Raw genomic sequence first — 21958 nt, forward strand, 5'->3', positions numbered from 1 at the left:
CCAAAGGCTATCGGACAAGGCTCTACCTAAGTCAAAAATGGACCAAACAACGCTGATCCCCGTAGCGCGCGATTATCTAGTAGCCCGCGAGACAACGCATCAGGGACAGCGAAGTATTTGTAGCGAAAACCTGCGTTTTTAGGCATTAAAGTCGTTTTTCATACATTCATGTCTGTAAGAGAAAGGTCACAGGGCCATCATTGACCAAATGCACCTGCATATCAGCGCCAAAACGCCCTGACGCCACCTTGCCATGCAATTGTTGCGCTTGTAACAACAAGTGCTCAAAAAGCGCCGCTCCCAAGGCCGGAGGGGCAGCGGTGGAGAAACTTGGCCGCAGCCCGCTCTTTGTGTCCGCCGCCAGGGTGAACTGCGACACCAGCAGCAACCCGCCGCCGATATCCTTGAGCGAGAGGTTCATCTTGCCCTCGGCGTCACTGAACACCCGGTAGTTAAGCAGCTTGTGCAACAGTTTGTCGGCGCTCTCGGGCGTATCTGTAGGTTCTACGGCGACCAGCACCAGCAAACCTTGGTCAATCGCCCCCACGACCTCACCGGCTACTTCGACGCGGGCGCCACGCACCCGCTGCAACAGGCCCTTCATGCTTCTTCAGGCGGCAGATCAAGCAGGCGCCGTGCCATCTCGCCGGTGGCGCGCACCAGCGCGTCGGTGATGCCCGGCTCGGACGCGGCGTGACCCGCCTCGCGAATCACCTGCAATTCACTGTTGGGCCAGGCCTGATGCAGCTCCCAGGCGTTATCCAGCGGGCAGATCATGTCGTAGCGACCATGGATGATGATGCCCGGCAGATGGGCGATCTTGTGCATATCGCGAATCAGCTGGTTGGGCTCCAGGAAGGAGTTGTTGGTGAAGTAATGGCACTCGATGCGCGCAATGGACAGTGCGCGTTGCGGCTCGGAAAAACGCTCCACATGCTGGGGGCTCGGGCACAGCCCCAACATGCGCCCTTCCCAACCGGACCAAGCCTTGGCCGCATGCATCTGGGCGATCTGGTCGTTGCCGGTCAGGCGCTTATGGTAGGCGGCGATCATGTCGTGGCGCTCTTCCACCGGGATCGGCGCCAGGTAGTCCTGCCAGTAATCCGGGAACAGGCGGCTCGCGCCCTCTTGGTAGAACCAGTGAATATCCTGCGGGCGGGCCAGGAAGATGCCGCGCACGATCAGGCCAAGCACACGCTCTGGATGGGTTTGTGCGTAGGCCAGGGCCAGGGTTGAACCCCAGGAGCCGCCGAACAGCACCCATTTGTCGATGCCCAGGTGCTCGCGGATGCGCTCAAGGTCGGCGACCAGATCCCAGGTGGTGTTGTTCTCAAGGTTGGCGCGGGGGGTGGAGCGCCCGCAGCCACGCTGGTCGAAGGTGACGATGTGGTAGAGGTTCGGATCGAAGTAGCAGCGGCTCTGGGCGTCGCAACCGGCACCTGGCCCCCCGTGGATGAACACGACGGGCAAGCCCTCGGGAGAGCCACTTTCATCGACATACAGCGTGTGGGTGTCATCGACTGCCAGATCATGCCGGGCGTAGGGTTTGATCTGCGGGTACCAAGTCTGCATTGCGCGCTCCGTAGGGTGTCGGGTTCATCCCTGGGGGGACGTCTATTATTTTGCCGTCTCGCATCATAAACCCGAATTGTGCAATGAGCATGTCATTGAGCGCTTAGACCTGTGTCAGCAGTTCGCGCCTCAGGTAACCGAGCAGATAGTCATACAGCCGATCCACCTCCGGCACCTGGCCGCGTGCACGCAAACAACCGTGGACCAGCCCTTTGCCGGGATACAGCACGGTTTCCACGCCTGCAGCTTGCAGGCGCTCGGCGTACAGCCGGCCGTCATCGCGCAGCGGGTCGAACTGGGCTACGGCGATCAGCGCCTTGGGTAGCCCGTCGAACGCCTCGGCCAGCAGTGGCATGGCGTAGGGCGAGGGTATGCGCGTGTCACCCAGGTACAACGCCAAGTAGTCCTCAGTGTCGGCACGGCTGAGCAACGGTGCATCCCAGCAATCAGCCCGCGAGGGCAAGTCGGCGGGGCCACCCAAGCCTGGGTAAACCAGCACCTGGGCGCGGGGCATTGCTTGCCGGTCATCGCGCAGCCCCAGGCACAACGCCGCCGCCAGGTTGCCACCGGCGCTGTCGCCCATCACCACCAGCCGTTCGAGGTTGATGGCAGGCAGCCCCTCGCCTGCCTGGATCGCCTGCCATACCGCCCGGCAATCGTTGTAGGCCGCGGGGTAAGGATGCTCAGGGGCCAAGCGGTAGTCGATGGCGATCACCAACACTTGCAGCGTGGCGGCCAGTTCAAAGCAGATGAAATCGTGGGAGTCCAGCCCGCCAACGACCCAACCGCCACCGTGCATATAGAGGAGGCAGGGCCAGCCTTCTGCTGGATCAGGCGCCTCGGGCCGATAGCTGCGCACGCTGACACTTCCTACAGAAAAATCTGCGATGTGCAGCCCCGCGGGTACGGGCGGGGTAAATGCCTGGCACATGCGGTTGTAGGTTTGGCGCAGGCCAGCCAGCGATGAGTCATCGCTGGTAAAAGCTTCGGTCTTCGCGACAAAGGCGCGCATCTGCGAAGAAATAGGGTACATGTGCACACCTTATTCACACTGGTCCGATGGTGTCTCTAGGGTTTAAGGCTGGCCTGGACGGCAGCAACACCATCGCTACCATCAAAGGCTGCCACCCCGGCCAACCAGCGCTGTAGATCCTCGGGATGCTCGCGCAGCCATTTTTTCGCCACTTCCTGGGGCGACTGGCGCGCCATGATCGGCACCATCCACTGGCTTTCCTGGGCGGCGGTGAAGGTCAGGTTGGTGAGCAGCCGGTTGGCGTTCGGGCAGCGCTCGGCAAAATCCGGCGCTGTCACCGTAGACACCGTGGCGCGACCTTCGTTGGGGCCGAACACATCTTCACTGCCGGTGAGGTAGGCCATTTGCATGTTCAGGTTCATCGGGTGCGGAGTCCAGCCGACGAACACCACGAACTCTTTGCGATTCACCGCACGTTGCACCGCAGCGAGCATCCCCGCTTCACCGGACGCGACCAGCTTGAAGCCGCCCAGGCCAAAGCGGTTGGTGTCGATCATCTTCTGGATATCGGTATTGGCACCGCTGCCCGGCTCGATGCCGTAGATCTTGCCGCCGAGTTTGTCCTTGAAGCGGGCAATGTCGGCAAAGGTCTTCAAGCCGGCATCGGCCACGTATTGCGGCACCGCCAGGGTGGCCTGGGCATCGGCCAGGCTCGGCGTGTCGAGCACCTTGACCTGCCCGGCCGCCAGGAACGGGGCGATGTTGTTGTCCATCGCCGGTTTCCAGTAACCGAGGAAGATATCCAGGCGCTTGTCACGGATACCGGCAAAGATGATCTGCTGCACGGCGCTGGTCTGTTTACTGTCGTAGCCCAGGCCACTGAGCAGCACGTCCGCCATGCCAGAGGTGGCAACCACATCGGTCCAACTGACCACGCCCATGCGGATGGTTTTGCAGGAAGCCGGTTCGGCGGCCATGGCATGGCTGCTCACATAGCCACTGAGCATGAGGGTCAACAACAGTCGTTTCATGTAAGTGGTCTCACTCGGCAGTTTTTTATTGTGGGGACGGCGTCTGATGCGCCCTACTCACAACCTTACCCAGCAAAACCCTGATGAACTCGACCTGTGGCGACCGGCAGTTGCACAGGGGCGACTGTTGGGCCGTCATCGCAGGCAAGCCAGCTCCCACATGTTGATCTGTGAACCCATTCAAGTGTGGGAGCTGGCTTGCCTGCGATAGCGACTTCAGCCGTAGCGCTTTTGTCCCCAGGCCAACAGCCCTTCCAGCAACTGCCTCAACACCACCCGAGTCGGCTCGGCCAAATCCTGGCGATAACGGAACGGTTCGAACTCCTCCATATAGGTGCTCTGGCACAACTCCAGCTGCACCGCGTGGATATCCTGCGCCGGGTTGCCATAGTGACGGGTGATATGGCCGCCTTTGAAGCGCCCATTCAACACATGGGTGTACTGCGGGTGCTGGGCGCAAATCGCTTCCAGTTGGCTGGCCAGCTGCGGGTCGCATGCAGCGCCGTTGAAAGTACCCAGGTTGAAGTCCGGCAATTTGCCGTCGAACAGGTGCGCGATTACCGAGCGGATCGAGTGCGCATCGAACAGCAACGCATAGCCGAACTCGGCCTTGAGGCGTGCCAGTTCTTCTTGCAGTTGGCGGTGGTACGGCCCCCAGATTTTTTGCAGGTAGTTGGCCCGCTCCTCCTCGGAGGGCGTTTGCCCTTCACGGAACAACGGCACGCCATCGAACAGCGTCTCGGGGTACAGGCCAGTGGTAGCTCCGGCATACAGCGGCGTGTTGTCGGAGGGCCGGTTGAGGTCGATGACAAACCGCGAGTACTCCGCAGCCAGGGTGCTGGCGCCCAGTTCTTCAGCAAAGTCATACAACAGGGGGATATGCCAGTCGGTATCCGGCAGGCTTTGCGCCTCGGGGATCAACCCAGCCTCCACCGCAGGGGTGAGGCGCAGGCCGGCGTGGGGCATGCTGATCAGCAGCGGTACGCGGCCTTGTTTGAATGTCAGAACCTTATCCACAACTGCATCCTCTCAAACAGTGACGTCGACGCCGTGGCGCACAACGCGTTTATCCAGTTCGCCACCCAGCCAGTAGGCCAGGTCGGCGGGGCGATCGATCTGCCAGGCGACAAAGTCAGCGACCTTGCCCGCTTCCAGTGAGCCATGGGTGTCGCCCATGCCCAACGCGGTGGCGGCGTGTTGCGTGGCACCGGCCAAGGCTTCTTCGGGCGTCATGCGGAACAGGGTGCAGGCCATGTTCAGCATCAGGCGCACCGACAACGCCGGGGAAGTGCCGGGGTTGAGGTCGCTGGCGATGGCGATCTTCACGCCGTGCTTGCGCAGGGCCTCCATCGGCGGCAACTGGGTTTCGCGCAGGAAGTAGAAAGCGCCCGGCAGCAACACGGCGACCGTGCCGGCAGCAGCCATGGCGATGGCGTCTTCTTCGGTCATGAACTCAAGATGGTCGGCCGACAACGCGTGATAGCGCGCCGCCAGGCTGGAACCGTGCAGCGATGAGAGTTGCTCGGCGTGCAGCTTTACCGGCAAGCCGAGTTGCTGGGCAACCTTGAACACGCGCTCGACCTGTTCGGGGGAAAACGCCAGGTATTCACAGAAGGCATCCACCGCATCCACCAGGCCTTCTGCGGCCAGCGCCGGCAGCATCTCATTGCAGATGTGCTCAATGTAATCATCGGCGCGGTCCTTGTACTCCGGCGGCAGCGCGTGAGCGGCCAGGCATGTGGCGCGCACGCTGACCGGCAGCGTTTCACCCAGGCGCCGGGCCACGCGCAGCATCTTGCGCTCGTTGGGCAGATCCAGGCCGTAGCCGGACTTGATCTCCACGGTAGTCACGCCGTCACGCAAAAGGCTGCGCAGACGTTTTTCAGCGCTCAGGAACAATTGATCTTCCGTGGCTGCACGCGTGGCACGCACGGTACTGGCAATCCCGCCGCCCTTGGCCGCGATGTCGGCGTAGCTGACGCCTTCGAGGCGCTGCTCGAATTCGCCGCTGCGATTGCCACCAAACACGGTATGGGTGTGGCAGTCGATCAGCCCGGGGGTGACCCACGCGCCTTGCAGGTCATGCACCTGGGCGTAATCGACCGTAGGTGCCTGGCTGCGCGGGCCGATCCACTCGATCAGCGCGCCCGCTGTCACCATGGCGGCATCCTCGATAATCGAGTATTTGCCTTGGGCCATGGTTGCGACGTGGCAGTGTTGCCAAAGGGTTTTCATCAACGCCTCCCTAAGTTATCGATGAGACAAAGCCTGTTCGTAATGGACCTTGGCCGCTTGCCCGGCGGCGGGCTTGACCCACAGCAGGTACGCGACGATCAGCAGCACGATCCACACAGCGCCGACCATCAAGGCCGCCTGGGTGTCCGGGAAGTAACCGAGCACGCCAAACACAAACAGCATGAACACAATGGCCGCTGCCGGCGCATAAGGCCAGAACGGCACCGGGAATTTCAGTTCGGCGACCTGTTCCTTGGTCATCGAGCGACGCATGGCGACCTGGGTAAACAGGATCATCAGCCAGACCCAGACGGTGGCGAAGGTGGCGATCGAAGCGATCAGCAGGAAGACGTTTTCCGGGATCAGGTAGTTGAGCACCACGCCGCCGAGCAACGCGGCGCCCATCACCACCACGGTCATCCACGGCACGCCTTGTTTGGACAACTGCGCAAAGCCCTTGGGCGCCTGCCCTTGCTGGGCCAGGCCGTACATCATGCGACCGGCGCCGAAAATGTCGCTGTTGATAGCCGAGACCGCCGCCGAGATCACCACGATATTGAGAATGGTCGCCGCCGAGCCTATCCCCAGGTTACTGAAGATCTGCACGAACGGGCTGCCCTGGCTGCCAATTTGCGGCCACGGATAGATCGCCATCAGCACGAACAGGGTCAGCACGTAGAACAACAGGATACGCAGCGGCACCGCGTTGATCGCCTTGGGGATCACGCGCTGCGGGTCCTTGGCTTCACCGGCAGTGATGCCGATGATTTCGATACCGCCGAAGGCAAACATCACCACCGCAAACGAGGCGATCAAGCCGCCAATGCCGTTGGGCATGAAGCCGCCGTGCGCCCACAGGTTGCTCAGGCCGCTAGCCTGGGTTTCACCCGCCGAGTGAATGCCGAACAGCATGATGCCGAAACCGCCGAGGATCATCGCCACGATGGCGCCGACCTTGAGCAACGACAGCCAGAACTCCATTTCGCCAAAGACCTTGACGTTGCACAGGTTCAGGCCGCCGATCAAAAACACGATGCCCAGCACCCAGACCCAACGGGCTACCTCGGGAAACCAGAAGCCCATGTAGATGCCGAACGCGGTAACGTCGGCCAGGCAGACGATGATCATTTCAAAGGCGTAGGTCCAGCCGAGGATAAACCCCGCCATGGGCCCCAGGTAAGTGCTGGCGTAGTGGCCGAACGAGCCGGACACCGGGTTGTGCACGGCCATTTCACCGAGGGCGCGCATCACCATGAACACGGCGGCGCCGCCGATGAGGTAAGCCAGCAGCACGGCGGGGCCGGCCATCTGGATAGCGGAGGCCGAACCATAGAACAGCCCGGTGCCGATCGCGGAACCGAGTGCCATGAAGCGAATATGTCGGGCGTTGAGCCCGCGTTTCAAACCTTTTTCTGGCTGGTGCATTTCTCTTCCCTATTATTCTTATCCCGAGAAAATCTGAATCTGGCGAAAATCAATGTGGGAGCTGGCTTGCCTGCGATGGCGGACTTCCAGCCAGCCCATCTGGCGCAGACACACCGCTATCGCAGGCAAGCCAGCTCCCACATTGGGTACCGGTGAGCTTAAAGGCTCGGCAGCAACTTGGCCGGTACCAGCTCATTCAGGCAGCGGGTAGCGAGCAGTTCGCTGGCAGCGTTGATGTCCGGGGCGAAGAAGCGATCCTTGTCATAGAACGCCACCTTATCGCGCAGGATGCCGCGGGCTTTTTCAAGTTTCGGCGAGGTCTTCAGGCCGTCGCGCAAATCCAGGCCCTGGCACGCTGCCAGCCATTCCACCGCGAGGATGCCACGGGTGTTCTCGGCCATTTCCCACAGGCGCTTGCCCGCAGCCGGGGCCATGGACACGTGGTCTTCCTGGTTGGCCGAAGTCGGCAGGCTGTCGACGCTATGGGGATGGGCCAGTGCCTTGTTCTCACTGGCGAGCGCAGCGGCAGTGACCTGGGCGATCATAAAACCGGAGTTCACCCCACCATTGCCTACCAGGAACGGCGGCAGTTGCGACATGTGCTTGTCCATCATCAGCGAGATGCGCCGCTCGCTCAGGGAGCCTATTTCGGCAATCGCCAGGGCCATGTTGTCAGCGGCCATGGCCACCGGTTCGGCGTGGAAGTTGCCACCGGAAATCACATCGCCTTCGGCGGCAAATACCAGTGGGTTATCCGACACCGCGTTGGCTTCCACCACCAGCACTTCGGCAGCCTGGCGGAACTGGGTCAGGCAGGCGCCCATGACCTGTGGCTGGCAACGCAGGGAGTAAGGGTCTTGCACCTTGTCGCAGTTCTGGTGCGACTGCGAGACCTGGCTGCTTTCCCCCAGCAGGTCACGATAGGCCGCAGCCGCATCGATCTGCCCACGCTGGCCACGCGCGGCATGAATACGCGCATCGAACGGCGAGCGCGAACCCAGTACGGCTTCTACGGTGAGGCCGCCGCAGGCAAGGGCACCGGCGAACAGGTCTTCGCCTTCGAACAGGCCGCGCAACGCATAAGCGGTGGACACCTGGGTACCGTTGAGCAGCGCCAGGCCCTCTTTGGCGGCGAGGGTCAGCGGCGTGAGGCCAGCCACTTTCAGCGCTGCGGTCGCGTCCAGCCACTCGCCTTTGTAGCGCGCCTTGCCTTCGCCGAGCAGCACCAGGGACATATGCGCCAACGGCGCCAGGTCACCGGACGCACCGACCGAACCCTTGAGCGGAATGTGCGGGTACACCTGGGCGTTGATCAGCGCGATCAGCGCGTCGATCACCTGGCGACGGATCCCGGAGAAACCACGGCTCAGGCTGTTGACTTTGAGCACCATGACCAGCCGCACCAGCGCATCGCTGATCGGCTCACCGACGCCGGCAGCATGAGACAGCACCAGTGAACGCTGGAGGTTTTCCAGGTCTTCACTGGCGATACGGGTCGAGGCCAGCAGGCCAAAACCGGTGTTGATGCCATAGGCGGTGCGGTTCTCGGCGAGGATCTGCTCCACGCAGGCAACGCTGGCTTCGATCTGGGCCGAGGCGCTGTCATCCAGGCTGAGGGTTACCGGCTGCTGGTAGATGGCACGCAGTTGGGCGAGGCTCAGTTGGCCTGGAATCAGGTTTAGCGCAGTCACATTCGTTCTCCTTGTGAATTATTCTTAAGTGTTCAGTGCAAATTCGGTAACGCAGTGTCTTTAAGCAACTGGGCAGCGGCGGCAATATCCGGCGCCAGCCAGCGGTCCTGCTCGTAAGCGGGGACCACTTCGCGCAGCAAGCGCCAGGCGTGGTCGGTACCGGCGCCGAAGCGCTGGTCCTTGAGGAACTCGAACGCCTGGGCCGCCAGCAAGTATTCGATGGCAAGAATCTGGGTGACGTTGGCCAATACCTGGTGCAGCTTGAGCGCGGCGTTAGTGCCCATGCTCAGGTGGTCTTCCTGCAGGCCCGAGGTGACGAAGTTGTCGAGCACCGCCGGTTGCGCCAACTGGCGGTTTTGCCCGCACAAGGACGCGGCGACGTACTGCACGATCATCATCCCGGAGTTGACCCCGGGGTTGCTGACCAGAAAGGCCGGCAAGCCGCTGACGTGCGGATTGATCAGGCGATCCAGGCGGCGCTCGGCCACCGAGCCGATTTCGGCCATGGCGATGGCGAGCATGTCGGCCGCCAGCGCCACGGACTGGCCGTGGGGGTTGGCCTGGGACACCACGCGGTAGCTGACCGGCGTGCCGAGCACCAAAGGGTTGTCGGTGGCGCTGTTGAGTTCGGTCTCGATCTGGCGCGTGGCGTGCTCCACCTGATCGCGGGCCGCGCCGTGGATCTGCGGGATCGAGCGAATGCTCAAGGCGTCCTGGGTGCGGATACCTTTGCTGCTGGCGATCACCTCACTGCCGTCGAGCAACGCACGCAGGTTGCTGCCCACTTGCTGCATACCCGGGTGCGGCTTGAGGGCGATGATTTCTTCGTCGAAGGCATCGATCTGGCCGCGCTGGGCTTCGAAACTCATGGCGCCGATCACGTCGGCCCATTGCAACAGGTGGTGCGCGTCGGCCAGGGCCAGGCAACTCAGGCCGGTCATGCACGGCGTGCCGTTGACCAGGCACAGGCCATCCTTGGCACCGAGTACCACGGGCTGCAAGCCTTCAGCCTGCAACGCGTATTGCGCCGTGACGATCCGGCCGCGGTAGCTCACATTGCCGATGCCGAGCAAGGCCACGCCGACATGGGCCATGTGGGTCAAATACCCCACCGAACCCTGGGATGGCACTTGCGGCGTGATGTCGTGATTGAGCAGCGCCAGCAACGCGTGCACCACCTGCGGGTGCAGGCCGGATTTACCGTGGCTGTAGTTGATGATTGCCGCGCACATGATCGCGCGAGTCTGCTCGTCGCTGAGCACCGGGCCGACGCCGCAGGCATGGCTGAGCAGCGTATTGCGCGACAGTTGGCTCAGTTGCTCGCCCTCAAGCGACACATTGCACAACGCGCCCAGGCCGGTGTTCACACCATAGGCGCGCTCGCCGCTGGCGACGATGCGCTGCACGATGGCCTGGGCATTGTCGATGCGCGCCCAGGCGTGACCCGAGAGTTCGAGCACTGCGCCGTGGCGAGCAACGGCGGCGACGTCCTGCCAGCGCATCGGGGCGTCGGCGATGATGATTTTGGTTGCCTGGGACATCGTTGACCTCTTCATATTCTCTAAACCTTTGGCGGCCTCATCGCGGGCAAGCCCGGCTCCCACATTTGAACTGTGTGAACCCAATCAAATGTGGGGGCTGGCTTGCCTGCGATGGCGTCCGTCAGACCACCGCCGCCCGGCGCTGAACAAACCGATCCACATACTCGTCCGCCGGCGAATGCAAAATCTCCCGGGGCGTGCCGACCTGAATCAACTTGCCGTCCTTGAGGATCGCAATGCGATTACCAATGCGCACGGCTTCGTCGAGGTCATGGGTGATAAACACGATGGTCTTGTGCAGGGTCTTTTGCAGTTCGAGCAACTGGTCCTGCATTTCGGCGCGGATCAGCGGGTCGAGGGCGCTGAAGGCTTCGTCCATCAGGATGATGTCGGTGTCTGCGGCCAAGGCGCGGGCCAGGCCCACACGCTGGCGCATACCGCCGGAAAGCTGGTGTGGGTATTTGTTTTCGTAGCCCTTGAGCCCCACGGTTTCGATCCAGTGCAGGGCGCGCTCAGCGCATACCTGCTTGGTTTCGCCGCGCACTTTGAGGCCGTAGGCGACGTTGTCGAGCACGCTCTTGTGGGGCAACAGGCCGAAGCTCTGGAACACCATGCTGATCTTGTGGCGACGGAATTGGCGCAGGGCTTCCATGTCCAGTTGCAGGATGTCTTCGCCGTCCACCAGGATCGCGCCGCTGGTGGGATCGATCAGGCGATTGAAGTGGCGCACCAAAGTGGATTTGCCGGAGCCCGACAGGCCCATGATCACGAAGATCTCACCCGTGCCGATGCTCAAGGACAGATCGTTCACGCCGACCACGCAGCCGGTCTCGGCCAGTACCTGATCCTTGGTCTTGCCCTGGCCGACCATCGCCAGGGCGTCCTTGGAACGGGCGCCGAAGATCTTGAAGACGTTTTTGACTTCGATTTTGCTGACAGTCGTCATTTGCTCGCCTCATGCCGTGGGCGGCCATAAGCCTGGGTAATGCGGTCGATGACCACTGCGAGAATCACGATCGCCAGCCCGGCTTCCAGGCCACGGCCGACGTTGAGGGTCTGGATGCCGACGAGCACGTCTTCACCCAAGCCACGGGCGCCGATCATCGAGGCGATCACCACCATCGACAGCGCCATCATGGTGGTCTGGTTGATCCCGGCCATGATGCTCGGCAGCGCCAGCGGCAATTGCACGCCGAACAGTTGCTGCCAGCGGTTGGCGCCAAAGGCGTTGATGGCTTCCATGACTTCGCCATCGACCTGGCGAATGCCCAGGTCCGTCAGGCGAATCAGCGGCGGCGCGGCGTAGATCACCGTGGCGAAAATCGCCGGCACCTTGCCCAGTCCGAACAACATCAGCACCGGGATCAGGTACACGAAGCTGGGCATGGTCTGCATGATGTCCAGCAGCGGCATCAGCACCGAACGCAGGCGATTGCTGCGCGCCGACAGGATGCCCAGGGGAATGCCGATCAGCACCGAGATCACCGTGGCGACCATCATCAGTGCCAGGGTTTGCATCAGCTTGTCCCACAGGCCAACGGCACCCACCAGGAACAGCAAACCGACGATCACCGCCGTGGTCACCAGCTTGCGCGTGGCGTGCCAGGCGATGCCCCCGACAATGGCCAGCATCAGCCACCAGGGCGCCATGCGCAGCAGGCCTTCCAGGTTGACGATGGCCCACAGCAGCGTATCGGAGATGTGCCGGAACACATCGCCGTAGTTGGTGACCAGCGAGTCCACCCAACCGTTGACCCAGTCGGCGATGGAAAACGTAAAACTCTCAGGAAACATATCGTGCTCTCGATCCAGTGGGTTGTGGCCAGCCGCCCGGCCACCCCTGAGGGTAGCCGTGCACACTTGACCTACAAGGCCGCTTCGATTTTCTTGGCTGCGTCGTCGCTCACCCAGGCGTGCCAGACTTCAGGATGTTCCTTGAGGAAAATTTTCGCCAGTTTTGGCGACTCGATGCGCTCCTTGGCCATGCGGCCGAGGTTCTGGTTGAGTAGGTCGATAGGCAGGTTGACCTTTTCCAGCACGGCCACCAGTTCTGGCGCTTGTTCGTGAAAGGTCTTGGACAGGCCGACCTTGATGGTCACGCTTTTATCCACACCGGGCTTTTCTTCCAGCTTGACCAGGTCGACCTGGCCCATCAGCGGTGTCGGTGACCAGTAGTAGAACAGGATCGGCTCGCCGCGCTTGTAGCTCGACAGCACCGCCGCATCCAGCGCCGGGCCGGTGCCTGGGCGGAAGTTGGTGTAGGTGCTTTCCAGGCCGTAGCTCTTGAGCATTTCGCTGTTGTCCAGCTCACAGGTCCAGCCGGCCGGGCAGTTGTAGAAACGGCCCTTGGAGGGCTCTTCCTGGTCCTTGAACACCGAGGCGTATTTGGCCAGGTCGGCGATGTTTCTCAGGTCCGGGGCCTTGGCTTCCAGCTTGCGCTTGGCGTCGCCCTCGATCACATAACGCGGCACGTACCAGCCTTCCACCGCGCCGACCACCGGGGCACCTACACCGACGACTTTGCCGGCCTTCTCGGCCTTGTTCCAGACTTCGCTGCGGCCTACCCACTCTTCGGCGAAGACCTGGATGTCGTTGCTACCCAAGGCGTTTTCCATGGTGATGGAGTTGCCTGGCAGGCTGTCGGTTTTGCAGTCGTAGCCTTTTTCCAGCACGGCTTGCAGGATGTCGGTGAGCAACATGCCGCTTTCCCAGTTCAGGCCGGCGAATTTCACCGGCTTGCCGGACTCGCACCAGCCGGCCGCCTGGGCGCCGGCGCTTGCCAGCAAGCCCGCTGAGAACAAGGTAGCCAGCAAGGTCTTATTCATAGTCATTGTTGTGACGCTCCCAATCATGAAATGGATTACGGCAGTCAGTAGGCGTCCTGCCCTGTCCACGTCCCATCAGGCTTGTGCAGCCAGCCCGTTTGTTGTGGGTAAAGCGCCCTGCTCTGTCGGCAGGATCAGGTGATCGGGTACCGTGCCGTGCCATTTTTTCGCACACACGTAATACAGGGCCGCCGGCAGTACCAGGCCGATGATCCAGGAGATGTCCACGTTACCCAGCGCGGCTACCAAAGGGCCGGTGTAGAACTTGGTCGAGATGAACGGCAACTGCACCAGCACGCCGAAGACATAGACACTGATACCCAACAGGTTCCAGCGGCCATAGCGACCGTTCGGGTCGGCCAGTGCCGGCACGTCATAGCGCTCGCGGGTGATGCAGTAGTAATCCACCAGGTTGATCGCGCTCCAGGGCGTGAAAAACGCCAGCAGGAACAGGATGAACGACTTGAACGCACCGAGGAACGAGTGCTGGCCGAGCAAGGCGATCAGGGTTGCCGTACCGACGATGGCGAGCACGAACACCAGGCGCTGCATACGCGTGACCTCCAGGCGACCACGAAAGCCGCTGATGATGGTGGCAATGCACATAAAGCTGCCGTAGGAGTTGAGCGTGGAAATGGTGACCTTGCCGAACGCGATGCTGAAGTACAGCAATGCAGCAGTGGCCCCCGTGCCGCTCAAGCCAACGATGTAGGCCACTTCATGCCCGGCAAATTGGCCATTGGACATGGCCGCGGCGAACACGCCGAGCACCATTGCCACCTGCGCGCCGATGACCGAACCCGCGCCAGCGGCGAGAAAGGTTTTCACCGACGACGTGTTGCTCGGCAGGTAACGCGAATAGTCCGCCACATAGGGGCCGAAAGCGATCTGCCAGGAGGCCGCAAGCGACACGGCCAACAGAAAACTGCTCCAGCTGAAATGACGGATTTGCAGGAGCGCGCCAACGTCGGTCTGGCTCATCAACCGACTGAACAGGTACACAAAGGCAATCACGCCAATGACGCTGGCGACACGGCCGATGAAATGGATCACCCGATAACCCAGCACGGTGACCAGCACAATGACACTGGCGAAAATCAGGATACCGACGCTGTCGCTGACCCCGAACAACTGGCCCAGCGCCTGCCCCGACAGCACGGTGCCGGTCGCGGTGAAACCCAGGTACATCAAGCACACCAGCACGATCGGGATGGCCGCGCCATACACGCCGAACTGCACACGGCTGGAGATCATCTGCGGCAAACCAAGCTTGGGGCCTTGCGCCGCATGCAGCGCCATGACCCCGCCACCGATTAGTTGACCGACCAGCAGGCCGATCAACGACCAGAACACATCACCACCCAGCACCACGGCCAGGGCCCCGGTGACAATCGCGGTGATCTGCAGGTTGGCACCCATCCATAGGGTGAACTGGCTCAATAGACGACCGTGTCTTTCCGCTTCCGGGATGTAGTCGATCGAACGCCTTTCGATCAACGGGGTGGTGTCGTTTGCAGCCATGTTGTTCAACCTCTGATGGATTGTCTTGGGGTTGCCGCCGATCCAATGTGGGAGGGGGCTTGCCCCCTCCCACATGGGTCACTTGATCATCGGCAGGTTGAGGCCCTGCTCTTTGGCGCAATCGATAGCAATCTGATAACCGGCATCGGCATGACGCATCACCCCGGTCGCCGGGTCGTTATGCAGCACCCGCGCAATCCGCTCGGCCGCTTCATCGGTACCGTCGCAGACGATCACCATGCCTGAGTGCTGAGAGAAGCCCATGCCCACGCCACCACCGTGGTGCAGCGAGACCCAGGTCGCGCCGCTGGCGGTGTTGAGCAAGGCGTTGAGCAGTGGCCAGTCGGACACGGCATCGGAACCATCCTGCATGGCTTCGGTTTCGCGGTTAGGGCTGGCGACAGAGCCCGAGTCCAGGTGGTCACGACCGATCACCACAGGGGCGGACAGCTCGCCGCTGCGTACCATTTCGTTGAAGGCCAGGCCGAGTTTGGCGCGCTGGCCCAGGCCGACCCAGCAGATACGTGCCGGCAGGCCCTGGAAGCTGATGCGCTCGCGGGCCATGTCCAGCCAGTTGTGCAGGTGGGCGTCGTCCGGGATCAGCTCTTTGACTTTGGCGTCGGTCTTGTAGATGTCTTGCGGGTCGCCAGACAGCGCCGCCCAGCGGAACGGGCCGATGCCACGGCAGAACAGCGGGCGGATGTAGGCCGGTACGAAACCCGGGAAGTCGAAGGCATTTTCCACGCCCTCTTCCTGGGCCATCTGGCGGATGTTGTTGCCGTAGTCAAAGGTCGGGATGCCCTGCTTCTGGAATTCCAGCATGGCTTTGACGTGCACAGCCATCGACTGCTTGGCGGCCTTGATCACGGCAGCCGGCTCGGTTTTGGCGCGGACGCGGTATTCGTCCCAGGTCCAGCCGGCCGGCAGGTAGCCGTTGAGCGGGTCGTGGGCGCTGGTCTGGTCGGTGACCATGTCCGGGCGCACGCCACGCTTGACCAGCTCTGGCAGAATTTCGGCGGCGTTGCCCAGCAGGGCGATGGAAATGGCCTTGCCTTCCTTGGTGTACTTGGCGATGCGCGCCAGGGCGTCATCGAGGTCGGTGGCTTGTTCGTCGACATAGCGGCTGGCCAGGCGGAAGTCGATGCTGACCTGTTGGCACTCGATATTCAGCGAGCAGGCGCCGGCCAGGGTCGCGGCCAACGGTTGCGCGCCGCCCATGCCGCCGAGACCAGCAGTGAGGACCCAACGGCCCTGAAGATTTGAATCGTAGTGCTGACGGCCAGCTTCGACGAAGGTTTCATAGGTGCCCTGGACGATGCCTTGGCTACCGATGTAGATCCAGCTGCCGGCGGTCATCTGGCCGTACATGGCCAGGCCCTTGGCATCCAGTTCGTTGAAGTGCTCCCAACTGGCCCAGTGCGGTACCAGGTTGGAGTTGGCGATCAGTACGCGCGGGGCGTTGCTGTGGGTCTTGAACACGCCGACCGGCTTGCCGGACTGCACCAGCAGGGTTTCGTCGTCATTCAGGTTGGTGAGGCTCTCGACGATCTGGTCGTAACATTCCCAGTTACGCGCCGCACGGCCAATACCGCCGTAAACCACGAGTTCCTTGGGGTTCTCGGCCACTTGTGGGTCGAGGTTGTTCATCAACATGCGCAGCGGCGCTTCGGTCAGCCAGCTTTTGGCGGTGAGCTTGTTACCGCGGGCGGCGCGGATTTCGACGTCACGGTATTTTGTAGACTTGGTCACTGCTAGGACTCCTCGGCGATCGATGCGCGAACATGGATGGTGCGAAGGAAGCTCTTACGCACACATCTTTACTTGTATGTACAAGCATATGCAATCGAGCGGCCAACTTTCTGAGTGAGCCCTGCAGATTTTTTTCGAAGATGAGCAAAAGCCTTGAAAATAAAGGCCTGGAAGCTTGATGAAATTTCTTACAGAGATGTTTTGCGGACAGGAGGATGGGGCACGTCGGCGCAGCTTTGCGTCACGCTGGGGCATTCGGTAACAAATTGGTGCGCGGGCTGGAAACAGATTTTGTGAACAATGCAAAAACAAATGTGGGAGCTGGCTTGCCTGCGATAACAGTGTGTCAGTCAGCACATCCTAGGCTGATACACCGCTATCGCAGGCAAGCCAGCTCCCACAGTTTTTAACCGAGTGCGGTCAGTTCGATCAGGCAGCAGCGGCCTGTGACCGATATTTCCAGCAAGCCAGTGTTACCGTCCACTTGCAGGCAATCGTGATGGCCGAGCTTCTCGCCCAGCACCTTCACTTCATCCGCCACGCTGAACACCAACACCGTCTGGGCCGTGCTGAAAAACTGCTGCACACCGTCCACCCACTGCAAGCGCGCATGGTAACGCTCGGGCGAGTAGATCAGGTTGAAGTCGCGGATCGGCCCGGTGATCAAGCGGCAGGAAACCTGGCTTTCACCCTGGAACGCGAACGGCTGCAACGGTAACAAGCCGCGCTGTTCCTCGCCGTCCACGGTCAACACCATGCCCGCGCCCTTGATCACCGTGATCACGCGCTGGTAACCGGCGAAGGTGGAAAAACCACCCGACTCGGCGATATCGGCAATCGACAAACGCCAGCCAAATCCATCCAGGCCCGTGCCGGCGTCGCGGCTGATTTCTTCGGTGCTGCCACCACCGTTTTTCCACGGCATGCGCACGTAGTCGGCGGCGCGCCAGACCTTCACTGTACTCATTTGCTGAAACGTCCTTCCAGGCTGTGACGGGAACCGGGGTGGATCAATCGCGCAGCGGTAACCGGCTGGCGACCCGACCAGGTGCGACGGCGAATCAACAGGCACGGCTCACTCGGCTCGATCTGCAACAGCTTGCACTCGGCTGCGTCGGCAAGGATCGCTTCGACCACATGCTCACCCTCGGTCAACGGCGCGACCTGGTTCAGATAGGCATAGGGGGTTTGCTGGGTGAAGTCCTGCTGCAAATATTGCGGCGCAACCAGGGCGTTGACGAAACGATCTTCGATTTGCACGGGAATATCGTTCTCGTAATGCACGATCAACGAGTGGAACACTCGCCCACCTTCACGCATTTCCAGGGCGACGGCGCGTTCGGAACCCGCGGCCTCTTCGCCCAGGGTGATGACCTGGCACGTGTGCCGATGCCCGCGGGAAGCGATTTCATCGGCAATGTTGTGCACTTCAAACAGCGCCGACTGGCTCTTCGGCTCGGCCACGAACGTACCCACGCCTTGCATGCGCACCAGCAGCCCTTCGGCGGTGAGCTCGCGCAGGGCGCGGTTAATGGTCATGCGGCTGAAACCCAGCTGGCTGACCAGTTCGCTTTCCGACGGCACGCGGTAATGGGGCGGCCAGTTGCCGTTGAGGATCTGCTGGCTGATCATCTGTTTGACGCGGGCATACAAGGGCGCCGGACTTTCGTCCATGTGGGCAGCCAGCGAAGACTTGGCAGGCGGAGTCGGCACGAGGAATCCTTGCAGGGGAAAAAGATGCATAGATTGCCGGAGTTTACCGAGCAGGCAAACGTCTGTATATGTATATACAAATAAACACACGACCGGGGTGCCTTGATCATGTCCGCTTTCTTTGCCGAACGCGCGCTGCTGCCTAATGGATGGGCCAACGATGTACGTCTTGAAGTCAGCGCTGATGGCCTGCTGACAAAGGTTGCGGCCAATGCCAGCGCAGACGGCGCCGAACGGCTCGGCGGCCCAGTATTGGCGGGTATGCCGAACCTGCACTCCCATGCGTTCCAACGTGCCATGGCGGGGTTGGCCGAAGTGGCCGGCAACCCCAATGACAGCTTCTGGACCTGGCGCGATTTGATGTACCGCATGGTCGGCAAGATCAACCCCGAGCAGTTACAGGTCATCGCCCGCCAGCTGTATATCGAAATGCTCAAGGCTGGGTACACCTCGGTGGCCGAGTTTCATTATGTGCATCACGATACCAATGGCCAGCCTTATGCCGACCGTACGGAACTGTCACGCCAGATCAGCCTGGCAGCCGCCAGCAGCGGGATCGGCCTGACCTTGCTGCCGGTGCTCTATACCCACGCAGGTTTCGGTGGCCAGGCGCCGAATGAAGGGCAGCGCCGGTTTATCAACAGCACCGAGCACTACCTGGACCTGCAAGCGCGTTTGCAGCCGATCCTGACGGCACAACCTGCGCAGCAACTGGGCCTGTGTTTTCACTCCCTGCGTGCGGTCACCCCCGAACAGATCCAGCAAGTGCTGGCGGCCAGTGACAAGACCTGCCCGGTGCATATCCATATCGCCGAGCAGCAAAAAGAAGTCGACGATTGCTTGGCCTGGAGCGGCAAACGCCCGCTGCAATGGCTGTATGACAACGTTGAAGTGGACGAGCGCTGGTGCCTGGTGCACGCCACCCATGCCGATGCTGACGAAGTGACGCGCATGGCCAACAGCCGAGCCATTGCCGGTTTGTGCCTGACCACCGAAGCCAACCTGGGCGATGGGATTTTCCCGGCGGTGGATTTCCTTGCCCAGGGCGGACGCATGGGTATCGGCTCCGACAGCCATGTTTCACTGAGCGTGGTGGAGGAATTACGTTGGCTGGAATACGGCCAGCGTCTGCGCGATCAACGGCGTAATCGCCTGTATCGCAGTGATCAGCCAATGGTTGGCCGCACGCTGTTCGATGCTGCGCTGGACGGTGGCGCACAGGCGCTTGGCCAGCCGATTGGACGCCTGGAAGTCGGTAAGCGGGCGGATTGGATCGTGCTGGACGGCAACGATCCGTACCTGGCGACCGCCAGTGAGGATGGGATTCTCAATCGCTGGCTGTTTGCAGGTGGCGATCGCCAAGTGCGCGATGTGCTGGTCAATGGCAAGTGGGTGGTGCGGGAGGGGCATCATGCCGGCGAAGAAGACAGCAACCGGGCATTCACCCAGGTCTTGAAAGACTTGCTGGACTAACGGCCAACCCATAACAAATGTGGGAGCTGGCTTGCCTGCGATACAGACACCTCGGTGCATCAGTTACACCGGGTTGATGCTATCGCGGGCAAGCCAGCTCCCACATTTGATTGGGGGCGCTGCGAATTACTGGGACGTCTTGGCCATCTGCTTGTCCGACGTACGCCAGATCAACCGCGTAGTGTCATACCCCTGCTGTCGCGCCCTGCTCAACAGGTCTTCACGCGTCTCGGCACTCACCGTCGGCGTGCGCGACAGGATCCACATATAGCGCCTGCTCGGGCTGCCGACGATGGCGGTCTTGTAGTCATCGCTGACATACAGCACCCAGTAATCGCCCTTGGCAACGCCCGGCAACAGTGACGTAAACCAGTTATTGAATTCCACCCAGAGCTTGTCGGTTTTACCAGGCACCTGCGGCGTGGCTGTGCCTTTGGCTTCTTGCCACTTCCATTCAGGCGTCAGGCAGCGGTTGAACACCGACATGTCGCCATCCGGCAGCAAGGTGTAACGCGCCTCGGACTGCGCGCAGTTGCGCTGGAAGTACATCGGCAATCGGGCCAACTCATACCAGGTGCCCTGGTAACGCTTGAGGTTGACGTTGGTTGCCGTCTTGGGTTGCAGATCATCGCCAGAATGGCTGGCGCAGCCCGCCAAAAACAGGCTGGCGCAAAGGAACAAAACAAAACGCATCATTCTTCTTCTCCCGCAGGCTCGCGCCCCGGTTTACTTCAGGCCTTGCCCGGAAAACATCAGAACTTTGTCACCGGCGTACTGCACGCTGATAAAGCTGTTTTTATCGCCCCAGGTGCAGCTGGACATGCCCAGCGCACCGGAACAATCGGTCGGCTTACCCAGCAACGACTCCACCTCGGCCTTGGCCATGCCAGCCGACAGTTTCTGGTAGTTTTCTTGAGTGACCTTGCTGCAAGCGGCTAACAGCACGCAAAAAGTCAGCAGGGCGAGACGGCGTAAAGACATGGAAAAGCTCCTGGAGAGACAAAGCAGCTGGGGTATCTGCCAGAAGCTTAGAAGGGAAAAGGGGTGTCTGGTTCCCGACGAGCGAAAACAAAAAAGCCCCGAAAACGCTGAAACGTTTCGGGGCTTCTTCAAGGGTGAACGGCCTCACAACACAGTGGATAACTTATCGCCGTGTATTACTTCTTGTGGTAGCTGGTCACACGCTCAACTTCTTCCTTGGACCCCAGGAACACCGCCACACGCTGGTGCAAACCTTCAGGCTGGATGTCGAGGATGCGCTGGTGGCCATCGGTGGACGCACCACCTGCCTGCTCAACCAGGAACGACATCGGGTTGGCTTCGTACATCAGGCGCAGTTTGCCCGGCTTGGACGGCTCGCGGCCGTCGCGTGGGTACATGAACAAGCCACCACGGGTCAGGATGCGGTGCACATCGGCAACCATCGCAGCGACCCAGCGCATGTTGAAGTTCTTTTTCAACGGGCCTTCTTCGCCTTCCATCAACTCGTTGACGTAGCGTTTCACCGGTTCTTCCCAGTGACGCTGGTTAGACATGTTGATGGCGAATTCCTGGGTAGAAGCAGGAATCGAAATGTCTTCGTGGGTCAGCACGAAGCTGCCCATTTCGCGGTCCAGGGTGAAGCCTTTGACGCCATCGCCCAAGGTCAGCACCAGCATGGTCTGTGGACCGTAGATGGCATAACCGGCAGCGACCTGCTCGGTGCCCGGCTGCAGGAAGGCCTTTTCGTTCAGGGCTTCGTTCTGGCTCAGGTATTCATTCGGGCAACGCAGTACCGAGAAGATGGTGCCGACCGGTGCGTTGATGTCGATGTTGGACGAACCGTCCAGTGGGTCGAATACCAGCAGGTAAGCGCCTTTCGGGTACTTGCCAGGGATCTGGTAGGCATTGTCCATTTCTTCGGACGCCATGCCGGCCAGGTGACCGCCCCATTCGTTGGCTTCGAGCAGGATTTCGTTGGAGAGTACGTCGAGCTTCTTCTGCACTTCGCCTTGGACGTTTTCAGTGCCCATGCTGCCCAGGACACCGCCCAGTGCGCCTTTGGAAACGGCGTGGCTGATTTCCTTGCAAGCACGCGCCACCACTTCGATAAGGAAGCGCAGATCGGCAGGCGTGTTGTTGCTGCGGGTCTGCTCGATCAAATAGCGACTCAGGGTAACGCGGGACATGGAAGGCTCCGGAGAATGGGGGGCTGAAAACCCGCGCAGTT

The 21958-nt window shown here is 61.1% G+C and carries 20 protein-coding genes; 1 reads left to right on the forward strand and 19 read right to left on the reverse strand.

The features are described from left to right. Positions 1-166 precede the first annotated feature (166 nt). The 16 genes from dtd to hutC form a co-directional block, all read right to left on the reverse strand. Positions 167-604, reverse strand: a complete 438-nt coding sequence (dtd, locus tag QMK52_RS05285; RefSeq protein WP_005783971.1) for a D-aminoacyl-tRNA deacylase — start codon at positions 602-604, stop codon at positions 167-169. Beyond that, positions 601-1572, reverse strand: coding sequence for a prolyl aminopeptidase (pip, locus tag QMK52_RS05290; RefSeq protein WP_005783969.1), 972 nt, complete (start codon positions 1570-1572; stop codon positions 601-603). Before pip ends, dtd begins: the two co-directional genes overlap by 4 nt. Before the next feature lie 103 nt (positions 1573-1675). After that, positions 1676-2605 carry an alpha/beta hydrolase gene (locus QMK52_RS05295; protein WP_005783968.1) on the reverse strand — a complete coding sequence of 310 codons (930 nt, stop codon included), beginning with the start codon at positions 2603-2605 and terminating at the stop codon, positions 1676-1678. 35 nt (positions 2606-2640) lie between these two features. Further along, positions 2641-3576, reverse strand: a complete 936-nt coding sequence (locus tag QMK52_RS05300) for a choline ABC transporter substrate-binding protein (RefSeq protein WP_005783966.1) — start codon at positions 3574-3576, stop codon at positions 2641-2643. Between the two features lie 216 nt (positions 3577-3792). Next, positions 3793-4593 carry an N-formylglutamate deformylase gene (hutG, locus tag QMK52_RS05305; RefSeq protein ID WP_194439882.1) on the reverse strand — a complete coding sequence of 267 codons (801 nt, stop codon included), beginning with the start codon at positions 4591-4593 and terminating at the stop codon, positions 3793-3795. Positions 4594-4605: 12 nt separating this feature from the next. Further along, positions 4606-5811 carry an imidazolonepropionase gene (gene hutI, locus QMK52_RS05310; protein ID WP_194439881.1) on the reverse strand — a complete coding sequence of 402 codons (1206 nt, stop codon included), beginning with the start codon at positions 5809-5811 and terminating at the stop codon, positions 4606-4608. A gap of 15 nt (positions 5812-5826) precedes the next feature. Continuing rightward, entirely contained in the window at positions 5827-7236 is a 1410-nt protein-coding gene (locus QMK52_RS05315; protein WP_005783962.1) for an amino acid permease, read from the reverse strand. 158 nt (positions 7237-7394) lie between these two features. Further along, positions 7395-8927 carry a histidine ammonia-lyase gene (gene hutH / locus QMK52_RS05320; RefSeq protein WP_005783960.1) on the reverse strand — a complete coding sequence of 511 codons (1533 nt, stop codon included), beginning with the start codon at positions 8925-8927 and terminating at the stop codon, positions 7395-7397. Between the two features lie 32 nt (positions 8928-8959). Continuing rightward, entirely contained in the window at positions 8960-10468 is a 1509-nt protein-coding gene (hutH, locus tag QMK52_RS05325; protein WP_005783959.1) for a histidine ammonia-lyase, read from the reverse strand. Positions 10469-10589: 121 nt separating this feature from the next. Continuing rightward, complete coding sequence (locus tag QMK52_RS05330) at positions 10590-11414, reverse strand: quaternary amine ABC transporter ATP-binding protein (RefSeq protein ID WP_005783958.1); 825 nt, start codon at positions 11412-11414, stop codon at positions 10590-10592. Further along, entirely contained in the window at positions 11411-12262 is an 852-nt protein-coding gene (locus tag QMK52_RS05335; RefSeq protein WP_032878340.1) for an ABC transporter permease, read from the reverse strand. The genes QMK52_RS05330 and QMK52_RS05335 overlap by 4 nt, the downstream gene beginning before the upstream one ends. Positions 12263-12333: 71 nt before the next feature. Then, positions 12334-13299, reverse strand: a complete 966-nt coding sequence (locus QMK52_RS05340) for an ABC transporter substrate-binding protein (protein ID WP_005783956.1) — start codon at positions 13297-13299, stop codon at positions 12334-12336. A 69-nt stretch (positions 13300-13368) separates the two neighbouring features. Then, complete coding sequence (locus QMK52_RS05345; RefSeq protein WP_005783955.1) at positions 13369-14814, reverse strand: purine-cytosine permease family protein; 1446 nt, start codon at positions 14812-14814, stop codon at positions 13369-13371. Between the two features lie 78 nt (positions 14815-14892). Beyond that, positions 14893-16563: a urocanate hydratase gene (gene hutU / locus QMK52_RS05350; protein WP_320403883.1), complete on the reverse strand. Its 1671-nt coding sequence runs from the start codon at positions 16561-16563 to the stop codon at positions 14893-14895. A 406-nt stretch (positions 16564-16969) separates the two neighbouring features. Next, positions 16970-17530, reverse strand: a complete 561-nt coding sequence (locus QMK52_RS05355) for a HutD family protein (protein ID WP_194439875.1) — start codon at positions 17528-17530, stop codon at positions 16970-16972. Further along, on the reverse strand, positions 17527-18237 hold the full coding sequence (hutC, locus tag QMK52_RS05360) for a histidine utilization repressor (RefSeq protein ID WP_171905445.1): 711 nt from the start codon (positions 18235-18237) through the stop codon (positions 17527-17529). Before hutC ends, QMK52_RS05355 begins: the two co-directional genes overlap by 4 nt. Before the next feature lie 147 nt (positions 18238-18384). On the opposite strand from hutC, the gene QMK52_RS05365 reads away from it, so the two are divergent. After that, the gene (locus tag QMK52_RS05365) at positions 18385-19749 is read left to right on the forward strand and encodes a formimidoylglutamate deiminase (protein WP_320403884.1); all 1365 of its coding nucleotides are present in this window, start codon (positions 18385-18387) and stop codon (positions 19747-19749) included. Positions 19750-19875: 126 nt separating this feature from the next. On the opposite strand, the gene QMK52_RS05370 is transcribed toward QMK52_RS05365, so the two are convergent. The 3 genes from QMK52_RS05370 to QMK52_RS05380 form a co-directional block, all read right to left on the reverse strand. After that, positions 19876-20445: a lipocalin family protein gene (locus QMK52_RS05370; protein ID WP_005783950.1), complete on the reverse strand. Its 570-nt coding sequence runs from the start codon at positions 20443-20445 to the stop codon at positions 19876-19878. A 30-nt stretch (positions 20446-20475) separates the two neighbouring features. Further along, entirely contained in the window at positions 20476-20730 is a 255-nt protein-coding gene (locus QMK52_RS05375) for a hypothetical protein (protein ID WP_005783949.1), read from the reverse strand. A 176-nt stretch (positions 20731-20906) separates the two neighbouring features. Further along, positions 20907-21917, reverse strand: a complete 1011-nt coding sequence (locus tag QMK52_RS05380) for a class 1 fructose-bisphosphatase (protein WP_005783948.1) — start codon at positions 21915-21917, stop codon at positions 20907-20909. Between the last annotated feature and the right edge of the window lie 41 nt (positions 21918-21958).

The organism is Pseudomonas sp. P9_2, from assembly GCF_034008255.1.
GTDB classification, from domain to species: Bacteria; Pseudomonadota; Gammaproteobacteria; order Pseudomonadales; family Pseudomonadaceae; genus Aquipseudomonas; species Aquipseudomonas synxantha_A.